General features: G+C 72.0%; 13 protein-coding genes. 5 read left to right on the top strand and 8 right to left on the bottom strand.

What is annotated here, in order from left to right:
- Positions 1–146: 146 nt before the first annotated feature.
- Positions 147–365, top strand: a complete 219-nt coding sequence (locus tag ACWDR0_RS13475) for an acyl-CoA carboxylase epsilon subunit (protein WP_456351797.1) — start codon at positions 147–149, stop codon at positions 363–365.
- Positions 366–555: 190 nt separating this feature from the next.
- Here ACWDR0_RS13475 and ACWDR0_RS13470 read toward each other — a convergent pair whose 3' ends face one another.
- The 8 genes from ACWDR0_RS13470 to ACWDR0_RS13435 all read right to left on the bottom strand — a co-directional run bounded on the left by ACWDR0_RS13470 (position 556) and on the right by ACWDR0_RS13435 (position 11,675).
- Positions 556–1,137: a GTP-binding protein gene (locus ACWDR0_RS13470; RefSeq protein WP_456351796.1), complete on the bottom strand. Its 582-nt coding sequence runs from the start codon at positions 1,135–1,137 to the stop codon at positions 556–558.
- Positions 1,118–1,921, bottom strand: coding sequence for a DUF742 domain-containing protein (locus ACWDR0_RS13465; protein WP_456351795.1), 804 nt, complete (start codon positions 1,919–1,921; stop codon positions 1,118–1,120). Before ACWDR0_RS13465 ends, ACWDR0_RS13470 begins: the two co-directional genes overlap by 20 nt.
- A gap of 114 nt (positions 1,922–2,035) precedes the next feature.
- Positions 2,036–2,449 carry a roadblock/LC7 domain-containing protein gene (locus ACWDR0_RS13460; protein WP_006346354.1) on the bottom strand — a complete coding sequence of 138 codons (414 nt, stop codon included), beginning with the start codon at positions 2,447–2,449 and terminating at the stop codon, positions 2,036–2,038.
- A 10-nt stretch (positions 2,450–2,459) separates the two neighbouring features.
- Positions 2,460–5,906 (bottom strand): nitrate- and nitrite sensing domain-containing protein, encoded by a 3,447-nt coding sequence (locus ACWDR0_RS13455; protein ID WP_456351794.1) that lies wholly within the window; start codon positions 5,904–5,906, stop codon positions 2,460–2,462.
- Positions 5,907–6,240: 334 nt separating this feature from the next.
- Positions 6,241–6,825 (bottom strand): GTP-binding protein, encoded by a 585-nt coding sequence (locus tag ACWDR0_RS13450; protein WP_456351793.1) that lies wholly within the window; start codon positions 6,823–6,825, stop codon positions 6,241–6,243.
- The gene (locus ACWDR0_RS13445) at positions 6,806–7,207 is read right to left on the bottom strand and encodes a DUF742 domain-containing protein (RefSeq protein ID WP_456351792.1); all 402 of its coding nucleotides are present in this window, start codon (positions 7,205–7,207) and stop codon (positions 6,806–6,808) included. The genes ACWDR0_RS13450 and ACWDR0_RS13445 overlap by 20 nt, the downstream gene beginning before the upstream one ends.
- Positions 7,208–7,328: 121 nt before the next feature.
- Positions 7,329–7,742: a roadblock/LC7 domain-containing protein gene (locus ACWDR0_RS13440; RefSeq protein ID WP_146484572.1), complete on the bottom strand. Its 414-nt coding sequence runs from the start codon at positions 7,740–7,742 to the stop codon at positions 7,329–7,331.
- Between the two features lie 9 nt (positions 7,743–7,751).
- Positions 7,752–11,675, bottom strand: a complete 3,924-nt coding sequence (locus tag ACWDR0_RS13435; protein WP_456351791.1) for a nitrate- and nitrite sensing domain-containing protein — start codon at positions 11,673–11,675, stop codon at positions 7,752–7,754.
- 622 nt (positions 11,676–12,297) lie between these two features.
- Between ACWDR0_RS13435 and ACWDR0_RS13430 the strand changes: the two genes are divergently transcribed.
- From ACWDR0_RS13430 to ACWDR0_RS13415, 4 genes are all read left to right on the top strand, one after another.
- Positions 12,298–12,471: a hypothetical protein gene (locus ACWDR0_RS13430; RefSeq protein WP_456351790.1), complete on the top strand. Its 174-nt coding sequence runs from the start codon at positions 12,298–12,300 to the stop codon at positions 12,469–12,471.
- A gap of 202 nt (positions 12,472–12,673) precedes the next feature.
- On the top strand, positions 12,674–13,459 hold the full coding sequence (locus ACWDR0_RS13425) for a fumarylacetoacetate hydrolase family protein (protein WP_456351789.1): 786 nt from the start codon (positions 12,674–12,676) through the stop codon (positions 13,457–13,459).
- Positions 13,452–14,939, top strand: coding sequence for a glutamate--tRNA ligase (gene gltX, locus ACWDR0_RS13420; protein ID WP_456351788.1), 1,488 nt, complete (start codon positions 13,452–13,454; stop codon positions 14,937–14,939). The genes ACWDR0_RS13425 and gltX overlap by 8 nt, the downstream gene beginning before the upstream one ends.
- 29 nt (positions 14,940–14,968) lie before the next feature.
- Positions 14,969–15,685 (top strand): HAD family hydrolase, encoded by a 717-nt coding sequence (locus ACWDR0_RS13415; RefSeq protein ID WP_456351787.1) that lies wholly within the window; start codon positions 14,969–14,971, stop codon positions 15,683–15,685.
- Positions 15,686–15,748: the final 63 nt, after the last annotated feature.

The raw sequence follows: 15,748 nt of genomic DNA, 5'->3' as shown, positions 1-15,748 counted from the left end.
CGAGACCCGCGCCGTCCTCGCCGCCTCCCTGGCGATGCTCCGCACCAAGCACGCCGACCTGCCGTCCCGCAAGCACGGCAACCCGCCGCAGTAGCGGCACCATACGCACGTACCCCCACACCACCCGCGAAATCGGAGCACACACGATGAGTACCCAGGCCGTCCGAGCCACGGACCCGTCCCTCCTGCGCGTGGAGAAGGGCACCTGCGAGCCCGAGGAGCTGGCCGCGATCACCGCGGTGCTGCTGGCCCGCGCCGCCGCCGCCCCGCAGGCCGCGGAGGGCGCCCACGGCCGTACCGCCGCGCCCTGGAGCCGCCCCGAGCGGCAGCGGGCCTTCCAGGTCTCCCACAGCTGGCAGGGCTGACCGCACCCGCGGCACAGCCACAGCGAACGCCCCGGCCCCCGGATCACTCCGGGGGCCGGGGCGTTTCCCGTGCCCGTACGGCCGTATACGGCCCCCTGGGACGCACAACGCCCCCGTACCCCTCCTGGAGGGGGATACGGGGGCCGTGACGTACGTCCGGTGGTCTGGGGGACCGGGGTGAACCGGTTCGCTACCGCAGCCGTGCCATGAGGGCGTGCTCGACGAGGGTGATGAGGGCGCTCTTCGCGTCGGCGCGATGGCGGGCGTCGGTGGTGATGATCGGAGTGTCCGGTCCGATCTGGAGGGCTTCGCGGACTTCTTCGGGGTTGTACGGCTGGTGTCCGTCGAAGCCGTTGAGGGCGATGACGAAGGGGAGGCCGCTGTTCTCGAAGTAGTCGACGGCGGGGAAGCAGTCGGCGAGGCGGCGGGTGTCGACGAGGACGACGGCGCCGATGGCGCCGCGGACCAGGTCGTCCCACATGAACCAGAAGCGGTCCTGTCCGGGGGTGCCGAACAGGTAGAGGATCAGGTCCTGGTCCAGGGTGATGCGGCCGAAGTCCATGGCGACCGTGGTGGTCGTCTTGTCCCCGGTGTGGGTGAGGTCGTCGATACCGGCGGAGGCGCTGGTCATGACGGCTTCGGTACGCAGCGGGTTGATCTCCGAGACGGCGCCGACGAACGTGGTCTTACCCACGCCGAAACCACCCGCCACCACGATCTTCGCGCTGGTGGTTGAGCGAGGCGCGCCGCCGCTAGAGCTTGCGAAGTCCACTGAGCACCCTTTCGAGCAGTGTCACGTCTGGCTGACCGCCGGCGGTGTCGTCCCCGCCGGGCTGGTGGATGGCGACGAGTCCGGCCTCTGCCAGGTCGGCGACGAGGATCCGGGCAACGCCGAGGGGAATGGAGAGCAGTGCCGAGATCTCGGCGACCGACTTGATCTCGAAGCACAACCGGCAGATCCGCTGGTGCTCGGGGAGTTGGCCCTGGAGCTTCGACGGATCCGCCACCGTACTGACCAGTGCCTCGATGGCGAGCTGGTAGCGCGGCCGGGTCCGGCCGCCCGTCATGGCGTACGGCCGCACCAGCGGACTGGGCCCGCCCTGCCCGGCCGCGGGCTCCGGCCGGCGGCGGCCGGGCCGCTGCTGGTAGGGCCGCGGCTGGCCGGGCTGCTGGGCCGGACCGGGGACACCCGGCCGCTGACCCGGCGGACCGTAACCGCCGTGCGGGTCGTACGGATCGTGCTGTTGGTGCTGTTGGTGCTGTTGGTGCTGATGGTTCTGGTCGTGCGCCTGGTGCGGTTGCTGCGGTTCGAACGGCCCGGGATCACCGGCCTGTTGTGCACCGTACCCGGGATCGTACTGCTGCTCGTACTGCTGTCCGTACGGGGGTTCGTACGGCTGCCGGTACTGCGGCGACGGGGGCTCCGGCGCGGACCACGAAGGGCGTCCGTCCGGTCTGCCCGGCGCGGGGGGAAAGGGGTAGCCGTGGTGGGAGTGCTCGCCGTCCGGCTGCTGTGCACCGCCGTCATAAGGGCGTCCGCCCTGTGGTGTTGCCACGTGTCCTCCTCCGACTGCGCGTGTGCCGGTCGCTGTCCCTGTGGAGCCGCCACTGCCACCGCACCCTAACGGTGCGGTGGCACAAGGGGCCCTGTCCGCCGGTCGGTTGACCGGTCAGTTGAGCAGACTGCCCTGGAGTTCCGCCCGCAGGTCGGGGGTGAGCACATTGCCCGCCCGGTCCACCAGCAGGGCCATCTCGTAGCCCACCAGGCCGATATCGGCCTCCGGGTGGGCCAGCACGGCCAGCGAGGAACCGTCGGAGATGGACATGATGAAGAGGAAACCCCGCTCCATCTCGACGACCGTCTGGTTGACGGCACCGCCCTCGAAGATGCGGGAGGCACCCGCGGTCAGCGAGGTCAGTCCGGACGCGACCGCGGCGAGCTGATCGGCACGGTCCCGCGGGAAGCCGTCGGACATCGCCAGCAGGAGTCCGTCGGCGGAGACCACCACCGTGTGGGACACCCCGGGGGTGTTGTCCACGAAGTTGGTGATCAACCAGTTCAGATTCTGCGCCGCCTGGCTCATCGGGCTCACACTAACGCTCCTGGTTGTAGGTACTGCCCGGACCACCCTGGTGATCGTAGGTGGCCGGTCCGTTCGTGTCCGTTCCCGCGCTGCGCCCCCGCTGGACTCCGCGGCGCAGATTGCTCAGCCTGCCACGAACGTCCTCCGGGGCGCGCGAGATCTGCGGAAGCCCGTGCTGCGGCGTCTCCTCCGCGGTGCCCTCGATGAGGTTGGCCTTGGGCACCCGGCGCGGGAGCCCGGACGAGGTGACCCCGCCCGCCTTCGGATCCCGCAGCTTCTCCGCCCGCTGCCAGCGCTCGTCGTTGGCCGAACGCCAGTCCTGCGCACCGCCGTCCGCGGCGCCGTTGCCGCTGTCGGTGACCGCCTCGGGCCGGGCGCCCTGCGGCGCCTGCGGGACCTGCTCCCCGGACTGCTGCCACTGCTGCTCGGGCCGCTGCGCGTCCTGCTCGGACCGCGGGCGCAGCGCGCCGCGGCGGGGCAGACCGGCGTCGGTCAGCTCGTGACCGCTGCTCGGGGAAGGTCCCGGACGCTCGAAGCCTACGCGCTCCGCGCCCGTGGTGGGGGTGCCGTGGCCGGATTCCGATTCCCCGCGGTACTCCTGTTCGTACCCGCCGGAAAGAGCGTTCGGTTCCGGCCAGTCGTCCTGGTGGGGCTGGGCGTTCCAGTCGTTTCCATACGGCTGGCCGGCCGCCGCCGAATCCGGGAAGCCGGATTCCGGATAGCCGCCCGCGGGGTGCTGCGACCCGTGCGCCCCAAGGGACTCCGGAGCCTCCGGGGACGTTCCGGGTACGGGGAACGCGGCCGGGTCGGCGGGCTCCTGGTACACCGGCATGGGCTGCGTCTGCGGCCCGCCGCCGGAGTACCCGTCCGCCGGATAGGCCTCGTATGTCTGCCCGCCGGTGGCGTACGGAGCCGGTCCGCCGTCCGCGCCCGGCGCCGGGAACGCGCCGTCCGGGCCCTGTCCCGGGTACGGGTCCGCGGCACCGGCCGCCGGGAAGGCCCCGGTGCCCGGCGTCTGCGCCTGGCCCGGGAAGGCGTTCTGCCCGTAGCCGTCGTACGGCTGCTGCTGCCCGGCGGGCGGGTAGCCCTCCGCCGGCCGGCCGGGCTGCTGCTGTCCGGCCGGTGCCGACAGCGCCGCGCGCCGTCCGCCGCGGGCCAGCGACCGGCCCACCGGGTCGACCCCCTGGCCGCCGGACTGCTGCTCGTAACGCGAGTCGTCGAAGCCGAGCTCCGCGGCGGTCCGCACCGGCGCCGCCGGGACCTGACCCCGGACCCCGCCGTGCTGCTGCGGCTGCTGAGGCTGCTGCTCGGGGATGATCTGGGAGACCGTGAAGTCGCTCTCGGGCGCCGGCTCGCCGCCGCCGCCGTGGGTGATCGCGTCCGGGAGCATCACCAGGGAGGTGGTGCCCGCCTGCTCGCCCGAGGGGCGGAGCTGGACCCGGATACCGTGCCGGTCCGCCAGCCGGCCGACCACGAACAGACCCATGCGCTGGGAGACCGCGGCATCCACGGTCGGCGGGTTCGCCAGCTTGTGGTTGATGTCCGCGAAGTCCTCCGCGGTCAGCCCGATGCCCTTGTCATGGATCTCGATCATGATCCGGCTGTCGGGCAGCCGGGTCGCGGTGACCCGCACCTTGGTCTGCGGGGAGGAGAAGGTGGTGGCGTTCTCCAGCAGCTCCGCCAGCAGATGGACGAGGTCGGTCACCGACTGGCCGTGGATGTCCGTCTCCGGGATCCCGGACAGCTCGATCCGCTCGTACGACTCCACCTCGGACGAAGCCGCCCGCAGCACGTCGACCAGCGGCACCGGCTGGTTCCAGCGGCGGCCCGGCTCCTCGCCCGCCAGGACGAGGAGGTTCTCGCCGTTGCGGCGCATCCGGGTCGCGAGGTGGTCCAGCCGGAACAGGTTGTCCAGCTGCTCCGGGTCGGCCTCGTTGTTCTCCAGCTCGGTGATCAGGGTGAGCTGGCCCTCGATGAGCGACTGGTTGCGGCGGGAGAGATTGGTGAAGATCGCGTTGACGTTGCCCCGGAGCATGGCCTGCTCCGCGGCGAGCCGGACCGCCTCGCGGTGGATCTGGTCGAAGGCGCGGGCGACCTCGCCGATCTCGTCGCGGGTGTCGATCGGAATCGGCTCCACCCGGGTGTCGACCCGGCCGGGCTCGGTCCGCGACAGCTGGTCGACCAGGAGCGGCAGCCGCTGCTCGGCGATCGCGAAGGCCGCGGAGCGCAGCTCCCGCATCGAGCGGCTCATCTGCCGGGCCACGGCCCCGGCCAGCACGAAGGAGACCAGCAGGGCGACCACGACGATCGCGCCGTTGACGAACGCGTCCCGGCGGGCGTCGGCGGAGATCGACGAGGCCTCGGCCACCGCGCGGTCCACCAGCTCGGTCTCGACCTGGAGATAGCCGTTGAACTTGGCGGTGGAGACCGCCGTCCAGCTCTGCGGGGTGATCCCCGCCGCCGCCAGGTTCCTCGGCGAGGTACCGCTGCCGATCCGCTGGGCCATCCCGCTGAAGGCGGTGCCGTCCGGTCCGGCGGACGGGGTGGCACCCGCCTCCAGGAGCCGCTTGGCGCCCTCCTCGGCCGCCCGGCGCATCTCGCCCTTCAGCAGCGCGGCGTCCGCTTCCGTACCGCCCGACTGGAACTCCGCTATCGCGATCTGTTCCAGGTAGTTGTACGAGTTGAACGCCGTGATCTGCTTGTCCCGGACGGACTCCCGGCTGTTCGGGCGCACCAGCAGATGAATACCGATGGACCGCTGGAGGGACTCCGCGGCCTTCGCGAGCTGGACCGCGTACACGGTCCGGCCGTAGCTGGTGACATTGCCGGTGCCCAGCCCCAGCTCGTTGGCGAACGCCATCAGCGAGTGCTGGACCTGGACATAGCCCTGCTCGGTGCCGACCGGGTCGTTGGCGGGCCGGTAGGCGCTCGCCCGGAGCTCCGGGAGGTTCTTCTCCTCGCCGCGGAATATCTCCAGGCGGCGCTCCAGACCGTGGCCCTCGGGGATGTCCTTGGTGATGCGGTCGAACTTCGCCTTCGCCGCGTCCGTGGCGGCGCGCACCTTCTCCACGGCCTCGGTGGGCGTCGCAGATTTCAGCAGCGGCTCGGCGGTCAGGTCCCGCTCGTTGAGGAGGGCCGCGCCGTACTCGGACGCGGCCCGCACGATCTTCGCCGTCTTCTCGGCGTCCTTGGCTTCGTCCCAGGTGTCGATCGACCCGCTCACCTGGAAGCCGCCCATGAAGAGGCCGACGAGTACAGGCAGCAGCAGGATCGCGTTCAGCCGGGTCGGCACGGACCAGTTCTTCGGGGAGAACCGGCCGGTGCCACCGCCCTCGGCGGGTGCGGGGGCGGAGGGAGCGGGCTCCGGCTCCTCGCCGGACGACACCGCCGCACGCGACGGCGGGGTGAAATTGCCCCGCGCCTGCTGCTCCGCGGAGCCTGTGCTGCTTCGCCTCACTCGACCAACAACCTCTCGGCGCCGGCACCGGTGTGCCGTGTTTCGTTCTGAGCCGTACTACTCGGAAGTTCGTCGAATTTCAGCATGCGGACCGGGTACGTTCCAAACAGTTGGAATCAGCCATTCCGAGTCGCCATGACGCGCGATAAAACGGGCATAAAGAGCGAGCCCCTTCAAAAGATATGGGTTTCGTGAGCGCAGGGGCACCGGGTGACCGCATCGGGTGTCCACAGGACACCATTTCCATGTCGAAACGTTATGAACATGCGGGCGGACCGTGTCAAAGGACACAGTCCGCACCTGCTTGGTTACGACAACTACCGTATTCGGGCGTCTACTTGAGCCGTGCCATGAGAGCGTGCTCGACAAGCGTGATGAGCGCGCTCTTCGCATCGCCCCGGTGCCGCGCGTCGGTGGTGATGATCGGGGCGTCCGGTCCGATCTGGAGCGCTTCGCGGACTTCCTCGGGAGTGTACGGCTGGTGTCCGTCGAAGCCGTTGAGGGCGATGACGAAGGGGAGGCCGCTGTTCTCGAAGTAGTCGACCGCGGGGAAGCAGTCGGCGAGGCGCCGGGTGTCGACGAGGACGACGGCGCCGATGGCGCCGCGGACCAGGTCGTCCCACATGAACCAGAAGCGGTCCTGTCCGGGGGTGCCGAACAGGTAGAGGATCAGGTCCTGGTCCAGGGTGATGCGGCCGAAGTCCATGGCGACCGTGGTGGTCGTCTTGTCCCCGGTGTGGGTGAGGTCGTCAATGCCCGCGGAGGCGCTGGTCATGACGGCTTCGGTACGCAGCGGGTTGATCTCCGAGACGGCGCCGACGAACGTGGTCTTGCCCACGCCGAAACCACCCGCCACCACGATCTTCGCGCTGGTGGTCGATCTCGGAGCCGTACCGCCGCTAGAGCTTGCGAAGTCCACTGAGCACCCTTTCGAGCAGTGTCACGTCCGGCGTACCGCCGGCGTCGCCGTTGCCCGGCTGGTGGATCGCCACCATGCCGGCCTCCGCCAGGTCGGCCACGAGGATCCGGGCCACCCCCAGCGGCATGGAAAGCAGCGCCGAGACCTCCGCGACCGACTTCACCTCACGGCACAGATGGCAGATCCGCTGGTGCTCCGGGAGCAGCCCGCCCAGCAGCGCGGGATCGGCGGTGGTGCTGACCAGCGCCTCGATGGCGAGCTGGTAGCGCGGCCGGGTCCGGCCGCCCGTCATGGCGTACGGGCGGACCAGTGGCTGGTCGCCCTCCACTCCGTAGTCGGTTTGGACACCGTACGGATCGTGAGAGGCGGGTGGCGGGGTCATCTAGTCCTCCGGGCGGGACAGCAAGTGGATGGCGTGCCGTCGGTGCGGCCGGTGGGGGCGGGGCGACCGGGGCGAGGGTCTGACGGGCGCGATGGCGCGGGCCGGGAAACCGTACTGGCGATCAGTGCAAGAGGCTTCCCTGAAGCTCTGCCCGGAGGTCCGGGGTGAGCACATTGCCCGCCCGGTCCACCAGCAGGGCCATCTCGTAGCCGACCAGACCGATATCGCACTCGGGGTGCGCCAGGACCGCCAGCGACGAACCGTCGGAGACGGACATCAGGAAGAGGAAACCCCGCTCCATCTCGACGACCGTCTGGCTGACCGTGCCGCCCTCGAAGATGCGGGAGGCACCCGCGGTCAGCGAGGTCAGTCCGGACGCGACCGCCGCCAGCTGATCGGCACGGTCCCGCGGAAATCCTTCGGACATGGCAAGCAGAAGACCGTCGGCGGAGACCACCACCGTGTGGGACACCCCGGGGGTGTTGTCCACGAAGTTCGTGATCAACCAGTTCAGATTCTGCGCCGCCTGGCTCATCGGGCTCAACTAACGCTCCTGCTGGTGTGTGGGGCCGAGATCGAAGCTGCCGGTCGACGAGCCGTTCTGCTCGCGCCCCTGCTGGATGCCGCGCCGGAGATTGGTGAGCCGGCCGCGGACGTCGTCCGGTGCGCGCGAGACGGAAGGACCGCCCTGGCTGCCGTTCTGCTGTGCCGTACCCGCGACCAGATTGGCGCGCGGGACACGGCGGGGCAGACCGGACGTGGTGACACCACCCGATGCGGGCTTCCTGACCCGCTCGGCCTGGCGCACCAGCTCGTCGTTCGGGGAGGTCCGCCAGCCGCCGTCGGCCGGTGCCTCGGGACCGCCGGCCGGGGCCTGCGGAACCTGCGGCGCGGGCTCGCGCCGGGGCACCGGCGCCGCGGCGCCGGGCTGACCGATCCGCTCGAACTGGCCGGTCTGTCCCGGCTGCCCCGGGCGGTTGCCCTGGCCGTACGGGTCGGGCCGGCCGGTCTGACCACCCTGGCCGAGCTGCGGGATCGGCTGGGTCTGCTGGGTCAGATGGTCCTGCTGGGCCGGAGGCACCGCGTTGTTGCGGTGCTGCTCCGGGGCCGCCTCGGGCCGCCCGCCCCGGCTCTGGCCGCGGAACCAGTCCGTCTCCAGCGTGTCGTAGAGCGGGGTCCCGCCGTCACCGGGCGCCGGGGGCAGCGCCTCGTGGCGCGGCTGCGGCGGCAGGGCGTTGCGGGCTCCGGGGTGCTGCTCCTCGTAGCCGTGGGGCGCGGGCGCCCGGCCCGGCGCGGGCGGCTGCGGCGCGCCCGTGTGCGGGCGGGCGAACTGCCCGGCGGCCGGGTCGCCGAACCGGGGCTCGGCGGGCGCGGTGTCCCGCGGCGGCGCGAACCGGTCCTGCTCCGGGGCGGGACGGGCCGGCAGACCCGGCCCGGCACCCGGTGCGGGCGGCCCGAAGACATCGTCGCGGACGTACGGGCCCTGGGCGCCCGGCTGCTGCTGGTGCGGTCCGGCCGGGGGCTCGAAGCCGCGCGGGGCGAGCCCCGCGGAGTCCGGCCGGCCGGGCGGCGGAGTGCCGTAGTCGGGGCGCTGGAACTCGGAGGTGACGGGCGCCTGGCCCGGGCCCCGGTCGTCGTGACCGCGCACCGGGTCGGCACCGCGGCCGGGCGGGAAGTCCTGGCCGCCCGGCGCACCGTTCGGGCCGGGACGCTGCTCGGCACCCCAGCTCGGCGCCGGGGGACGGCCGCGGGACGGGTCCTGGAGCTCGTTGCGCACCGGGTGGCCGTCGGCGCCGAGCTGCGGCAGCGCCGCGGTGTCGCCGGGGGCCGGGGCACCGCCGCCGCGCTGGGCGCCGCGGTTGCCGAAGGCACCGGCGAGACCGCCGCCGCCCTGCGGACGGCCGCCGGAGGGGCCGCCGTCCCGGGACGGCAGGGCCGCACGGGAACCCGCCGCACCTGCGCCCGCGCCGACCTGGCCGCGGGGCGCGCCCGCGCCGAGCGGTCCGCCGGCCGGGGCACCCTGGCCGCCGGGGCGGCCGCCGTTCGCGGCACCGGGACCGGCACCCGGACCCGAGCCGAGAGGGGCACCGCCGCCGGGCGGGGGCGTACGGCCCTGGGCACCGGGCGGCACGCCCGGCGCGGCCTGGGGCTTGCGCCCGCCCTGGGCGACGTCGACGGGGAGCATGACCAGCGCGGTCGTACCACCGGAGTCGGAGGGGCGGAGCTGGATCCGGATGCCGTGCCGCAGGGACAGGCGGCCGACCACGAACAGGCCCATGCGGCGGGAGACGGAGACGTCCACGGTCGGCGGCGAGGCCAGCCGCTCGTTGATCGCCGCCAGGTCCTCGGGGGAGAGGCCGATACCGGTGTCGTGGATCTCGACCAGCACCCGGCCGTCCGGCAGGGCGTGACCGGTGACCCGGACCTTCGTCTGGGGGGAGGAGAACGAGGTGGCGTTCTCCAGCAGCTCGGCGAGCAGGTGCACGAGGTCGTTGACGACCCGGCCGGCGACCTCGGTCGCCGGGACCGCGGCCAGCTCGATCCGCTCGTACTGCTCCACCTCGGAGGCGGCGGCGCGGAGGACGTCGACCAGCGGGACCGGGCGGGTCCAGCGGCGGCCGGGCTCCTCGCCCGCGAGGACGAGGAGGTTTTCGCCGTTCCGGCGCATACGGGTCGCGAGGTGGTCCAGCTTGAAGAGGGACGACAGCTGGTCGGGGTCGGCCTCGCGGGACTCCAGCTCGGAGATGAGCGACAGCTGGCGCTGGATAAGACCCTGGGAGCGGCGCGAGAGGTTGGTGAACATCGCGTTGACGTTGCCCCGGAGGAGGGCCTGCTCGGCGGCGAGCCGGACCGCCTCGCGGTGCACCTCGTCGAAGGCCGCGGCCACCTTGCCGATCTCGTCCCGGGAGTGCACGCCGACCGACTCGACGGAGGTGTCGACGTCCTCCGGGTCCGACTCGGAGAGCTGCTTGACCAGCTCGGGCAGCCGGTCCTGGGCGACCTTGGTGGCGGTGTCCTGGAGGCGGCGCAGCGAACGGATCATGGAGCGCGCCACGATGAAGGCGCCGATCAGCGAGACGCCGATGACCAGCGCGATCAGCACACCGTTGATGATGGCGTCCTGCCGCGACTCCTCGCGCAGCTCGCGGGCCTTGGCCTCCAGGCTGTCGAGGAGCGATGCCTCGATCAGCTTCATGGCGTCGATCCGGGCGCTGTAGGCGTCGGTCCAGTCCAGGTGCGACTGCTTGGACAGGCGCTCCAGCTCGTTGGCCCGCTCGAAGGCCCGGGCGGAGAGTTCGGAGACGGCCGCGATGTCCGCGTGCCCGGCGTCGAGCGGGCGGAGCAGCTCGTTGGCGTTGCCGCCGAGGGACTCGTAGGCGTTCTTGAACGTCTCCAGGGAGTTGTCCATGCCCTGGAGGGCCGCGTTGCCGTAGAGCCGGTCGGGCTCGGAGAGACCGGTGCCCGCCTTGCCGGCGCCGCCCGGCAGGGCCGCGGCGATGATCGCCTGCTGGATGGAGGCGTACTCCTTGGCGGAGGCGAACGCGGAGAGCGCGCGGGCGCGCTTGATCATGTCCTGGTTGTTGGTCGCCTGCGCCAGGTCCTCGGAGAGGCTGAGCAGCGAGTTGACCAGCCCGTGGTAGGCCTCGACCGTCAGCGCGTGGGACTTCGCCGTCGAGTAGGCGCTGTCCCGGATCCCGCCCAGCCCGTTGAGCTGCTCGTAGATCTGTCCCAGCGTGGTCCGGAACGAGTTGATCGTGTCGTCGCCGTCGACGATGTTGATGCCCTTGGCGGCGGCGATGAAGGCCTTGTGCGCACGGTCGGTGGCCGCGCGCGGCTCGGTGATCTTGTAGTCCGAGGCCTGGGGGTTGTTCGCCAGCGGACCCGCCGTGGTGTCCCGCTCGTACTGGAGCGCGACGGCGAGCTTGGTCGCCTCCTGGGACATGTCGGTGAGCAGCTGCATGTGCTCCAGCTGCTCCATGCGGTCCAGCGACTCGTTGATCCGGAGACCACCGAGCGCGGTCGCGGCGACCACGGGAAGGGTCAGCAGCGAGACCAGCCGGGTGCTGATGCGCCAGTTGCGCAGGGCCAGCCGGGAGCCGGTGTCCACGGGGGCCGGGGAGCCGTCGCCCTCGCCGTCACCGGGGGTCTGGCCGGGGCCCGCGGAGGGACCGCCGCCCGCGGGGCCCTGGGCGCCGGGACCGCCCGGAGGACCGGACGGACCGCCGGGGCCCTGGGGGCCGGGCCGGCCGCCCTGGGCGGGGGAGCCGCCGGGGCCGGACGGGGCGCCGGGCCGTGCGCCGGGGCGGCCGGGAGTCCGGTCGCCGCCGGATGCCGCCGGGCCCTGGGCAGGATTCTGGGCGTGCTGGATGTGCTGGGGCGAGGCGCCGTGGTCGGCCCCCGCGCGCGGCTCTTGTCCCGCCGCGGCTTCCCCTCGGCCCCGGGGGTCCCTCTTGAAACGTCCCTGCACTAGCGTCGCAACCTCTGAACCAGGCGTTCCGCTGCACTACGGCTGTACTACGACGGCTGTACTACGACGGAACGGTGTCGGCGTCCGGCGAGGCACGGAGCCGCGCCTCTGGTGGTGTGGATAACCGGCGCTCTCCCCCTTTCCCGCCGCCGCCAGGCGCTGCTTGCGCCCGTTGCGCGCCGGACTCCGTCTGCGGCGGTGCGTGGAATTCCAGCACAGTGCCGGATCTCCAACAAGGGCCGCGTACCGTGCTGTGACCTGGGTGACACCGTGTGAGTACCGAGTCACGAACCGTTGAAAGACTTACGGTATGAATCGGACTTTCTCGGATGAGTTACCGGGGGGTGAGGGGGGAGTGGCGCATGCCCAGGTCGTTGCGATCGGGAGCGGAATCGCCGCTTCAGGTAGGCAATGTCCGTTTCGCTGGTTGAATTTGACGGTATGTAATGTCCAAAAACAGCGCGTTTGGCTGGGGGTTGGTGAGGAAACTCACACCAGCCACACATGTCCTCCACGACTTTGCCGGGAATCGGATGTTTAACCTGTCGCGTTGGGCAAGAACGCCTCTGATGTACAGCGCCGCCCGCGAGCGGCCCTACGCCGATGGGTCTGAAGACAGCCGATGAAGACGACCACGCTGCTCCGCACGATAGCGAACCCCCGCCGCACCACCCTGATGCATCTCAAGGACGCCGGCGAGCTGACGGCCCCGGAGCGGCAGGAGTACTCCCCGGCCCTGCCGACGAGCACGGCCAACCCCCGCCGTACGGTCCTCATGGTGGCCCCGGCCTCCTGAAGCCGCCTCTCCGGGCCGCCCGCCGGCCCGGAGCGCGCCTCCCGCGGGCCCGCCGCCCGCCGCACCCCGTCCCGGGCCCCGGCGGCCGTCCCGGCGGCCCCGGGGCCCGGCCGTGCGCCGGGGCGGCGGAGACCGCCGCCGCGTTAGCCTGGAGCGTCCGACTCCAGCAGCGTCACCAGCAACAGAGGGGCAGCGGAATCCCGTGCGCATCGCCAGGTTCTCCATCGACGGCCATGTGGCCTTCGGCGCGGTCGAGGGCGAGGCCCCTGACGGACTCGTCCTGGACATCATCAAGGGTGTCCCCTTCGCGGACTTCGAGCTGTCCGGCACCAAGGTGCCCCTGGACAAGGTCCGGCTGCTGCCCCCGGTGCTCCCCAGCAAGGTGGTGGCCTTCGGGCGCAACTACGCCGCGCACGCGGCGGAGCTGGGCCACGAGCCCCCCGCCGAGCCCTTCGCCTTCATCAAGCCCTCCACCTCCGTGATCGGGCCGGGCGACGCGATCCCCTACCCCTCCTTCTCGCAGGAGGTGCACTACGAGGCCGAGCTGGCCGTGGTGATCGGCCGGATGTGCCGGGACGTGCCGCGCGACCGGGTCAAGGACGTCGTCCTCGGCTTCACCTGCGCCAACGACATCACCGCGCGTGACGTCCAGCTCCGCGAGAAGCAGTGGGCCCGGGCCAAGGGCTTCGACGGCGCCTGTCCGCTCGGCCCCTGGGTGGAGACGGACATCGACCCGGCGGCCGCCGGCGATCTCACCCTCCAGTGCACGGTCAACGGCGAACAGCGCCAGCTCGGCTCCACCCGGGACATGATCCACCCGGTCGAGGACCTGATCGTCAATGTCTCCGAGGCGATGACACTGCTCCCCGGCGATGTGATCCTCACGGGCACCCCGGCCGGAGTCGGACCGCTCAACGTCGGCGACGAGGTCGCCGTCACCATCCAAGGCATCGGCACTCTCACCAACAAGGTGATCAAGCGTGGCTAACGCGAACGTCCGCGTACGTTTCTGTCCCTCGCCGACCGGCAACCCCCATGTGGGCCTGGTCCGCACCGCCCTCTTCAACTGGGCCTTCGCCCGCCACCACGGCGGCACCATGGTCTTCCGTATCGAGGACACCGACGCGGCCCGGGACTCGGAGGAGTCGTACCGGCAGCTCCTCGACTCGCTCCGCTGGCTCGGCCTCGACTGGGACGAGGGCCCCGAGGTCGGCGGCCCCCACGCGCCGTACCGCCAGTCCCAGCGGATGGACCTGTACGCGGACGTCGCCGGCAAGCTGCTCGCCGCCGGCCACGCCTACCACTGCTACTGCACCACCGAGGAGCTGGACGCCCGCCGCGAGGCCGCCCGGGCCGAGGGCCGCCCCTCCGGCTACGACGGCCACTGCCGCGAGCTGACCGACGAGCAGAAGGCCGCCTACGAGGCCGAGGGCCGCCCGGCCATCGTCCGCTTCCGGATGCCCGACGAGGCGATCACCTTCACCGACCTGGTCCGCGGCGAACTGACCTTCACCCCGGAGAACGTCCCCGACTACGGGATCGTCCGGGCCAACGGCGCCCCGCTGTACACCCTGGTCAACCCGGTCGACGACGCCCTGATGGAGATCACCCACGTCCTGCGCGGCGAGGACCTGCTCTCCTCCACCCCCCGGCAGATCGCGCTCTACAAGGCGCTGATCGAGCTGGGCGTCGCCAAGGAGATCCCGGCCTTCGGGCATCTGCCGTACGTGATGGGCGAGGGCAACAAGAAGCTCTCCAAGCGCGACCCGCAGTCCTCCCTCAACCTCTACCGCGAGCGCGGTTTCCTCCCCGAGGGCCTGCTGAACTACCTCTCGCTGCTCGGCTGGTCCTTCTCCGCCGACCAGGACGTGTTCTCGGTGGCCGAGCTGGTGGAGAAGTTCGACATCGCGGACGTCAACGCCAACCCGGCCCGCTTCGACCTCAAGAAGGCCGAGGCGATCAACGCCGACCACATCCGCAGGCTGGACGTGAAGGCCTTCGCCGACGCCTGCGAGCCCTGGCTGGCCGCCCCGTACGCCACCTGGGAGCCCGCCGGATTCGACCGCGCGGCCTGGGAGGCGATCGCCCCGTACGCCCAGACCCGGCTCACCGTCCTCTCGGACATCACCGCCAACGTCGACTTCCTGTTCCGTGCGGAGCCCGTCGACGACGAGCCCTCCTGGGCCAAGGCGATGAAGCCCGGCGCGGCCGAGCTGCTGGTCACCGCGCGCGAGAAGCTCGCCGCGGCCGACTGGAGCAGCCCCGACGCGCTCAAGGAGGCCGTCCTGGCCGCCGGGGAGGCCCACGGGCTGAAGCTCGGCAAGGCCCAGGCCCCGGTCCGGGTCGCGGTCACCGGCCGCACGGTCGGCCTGCCGCTCTTCGAGTCGCTCCAGATCCTGGGCGCCGGGCGCACCCTGGCCCGGATCGACGCGGCGCTGGCCAGGCTGGCGGCGCAGCCCGCCGAGTAGCCCGGCCGGCCGCCGCATACGCTGCGGCCATGACGATTCGCGCGGTCCTCTGGGACATCGACGACACGATCTTCGACTACCGGGGCGCCGATATCGCCGGAATGCGCGAGCATCTGCGGGCCGAGGGCCTGTTCGGCGGAGACACCTCCGCCGAACAGGCCCTCCGTCGTTGGCAGCGGGTCACGGCCCACCACTGGGCGCGCTTCTCGGCGGGCGAGGTCGACTTCCCGGGGCAGCGCCGGGACCGGGTCCGCACCTTCACGGGGCAGCGGCTGGACGACGCCGAGGCCGACGCCTGGTTCGGCCGGTACCTCGTCCACTTCGAGGCCGCCTGGTCGCTCTTCCCGGACACCGTGCCCGCCCTGGACGGCCTGGCCGGCTACCGGCACGCGCTGCTGTCGAACTCCGCCTCCGGCGTCCAGGAGCACAAGCTGCGGACCCTGGGGGTACGGCACCGCTTCGAGGCCATGGTGTGCGCGGCCGACCTGGGCACCGCCAAACCCGCGGCGGCGGCCTTCCACGCCGCCTGCGAGGCCGTGGGCCTGGCGCCGGAGGAGGTGGCGTACGTGGGGGACGAACCCGATATCGACGCCCGCGGGGCCGCCGAGGCCGGGCTGCGGGGGATCTGGCTGGACCGCACCGGCCGGGGCGGGCGGCCCGACCTGATCCGGATCACCGGTCTCGGCCAGCTGCCCGGCCTGTTGGCGGGGGATACCCGTTTTGGAGCGCCGTCCACCTTCGGGTAATGTTCTTCCTGCGCCGCCCGAGAGGGCCGAAAGGTCCGGCAGAGCGGCGCAAGCCGAGCAGAC

It is taken from the genome of Streptomyces sp. NPDC003691 (assembly GCF_053981115.1).
The sequence above is the reverse complement of the archived record's forward strand: the minus strand, read 5'-3'. Positions and strand labels throughout refer to the sequence as shown.

What these genes read in the sequence shown, in the direction of transcription:
- ACWDR0_RS13430 (WP_456351790.1), top strand. Translation starts at nt 12,298, where the DNA reads ATGAAGACGACCACGCTGCTCCGCACGATAGCGAACCCCCGCCGCACC.
- ACWDR0_RS13445 (WP_456351792.1), bottom strand. Translation starts at nt 7,207, where the DNA reads ATGACCCCGCCACCCGCCTCTCACGATCCGTACGGTGTCCAAACCGAC.
- ACWDR0_RS13475 (WP_456351797.1), top strand. Translation starts at nt 147, where the DNA reads ATGAGTACCCAGGCCGTCCGAGCCACGGACCCGTCCCTCCTGCGCGTG.
- ACWDR0_RS13415 (WP_456351787.1), top strand. Translation starts at nt 14,969, where the DNA reads ATGACGATTCGCGCGGTCCTCTGGGACATCGACGACACGATCTTCGAC.
- ACWDR0_RS13460 (WP_006346354.1), bottom strand. Translation starts at nt 2,449, where the DNA reads ATGAGCCAGGCGGCGCAGAATCTGAACTGGTTGATCACCAACTTCGTG.
- ACWDR0_RS13440 (WP_146484572.1), bottom strand. Translation starts at nt 7,742, where the DNA reads ATGAGCCAGGCGGCGCAGAATCTGAACTGGTTGATCACGAACTTCGTG.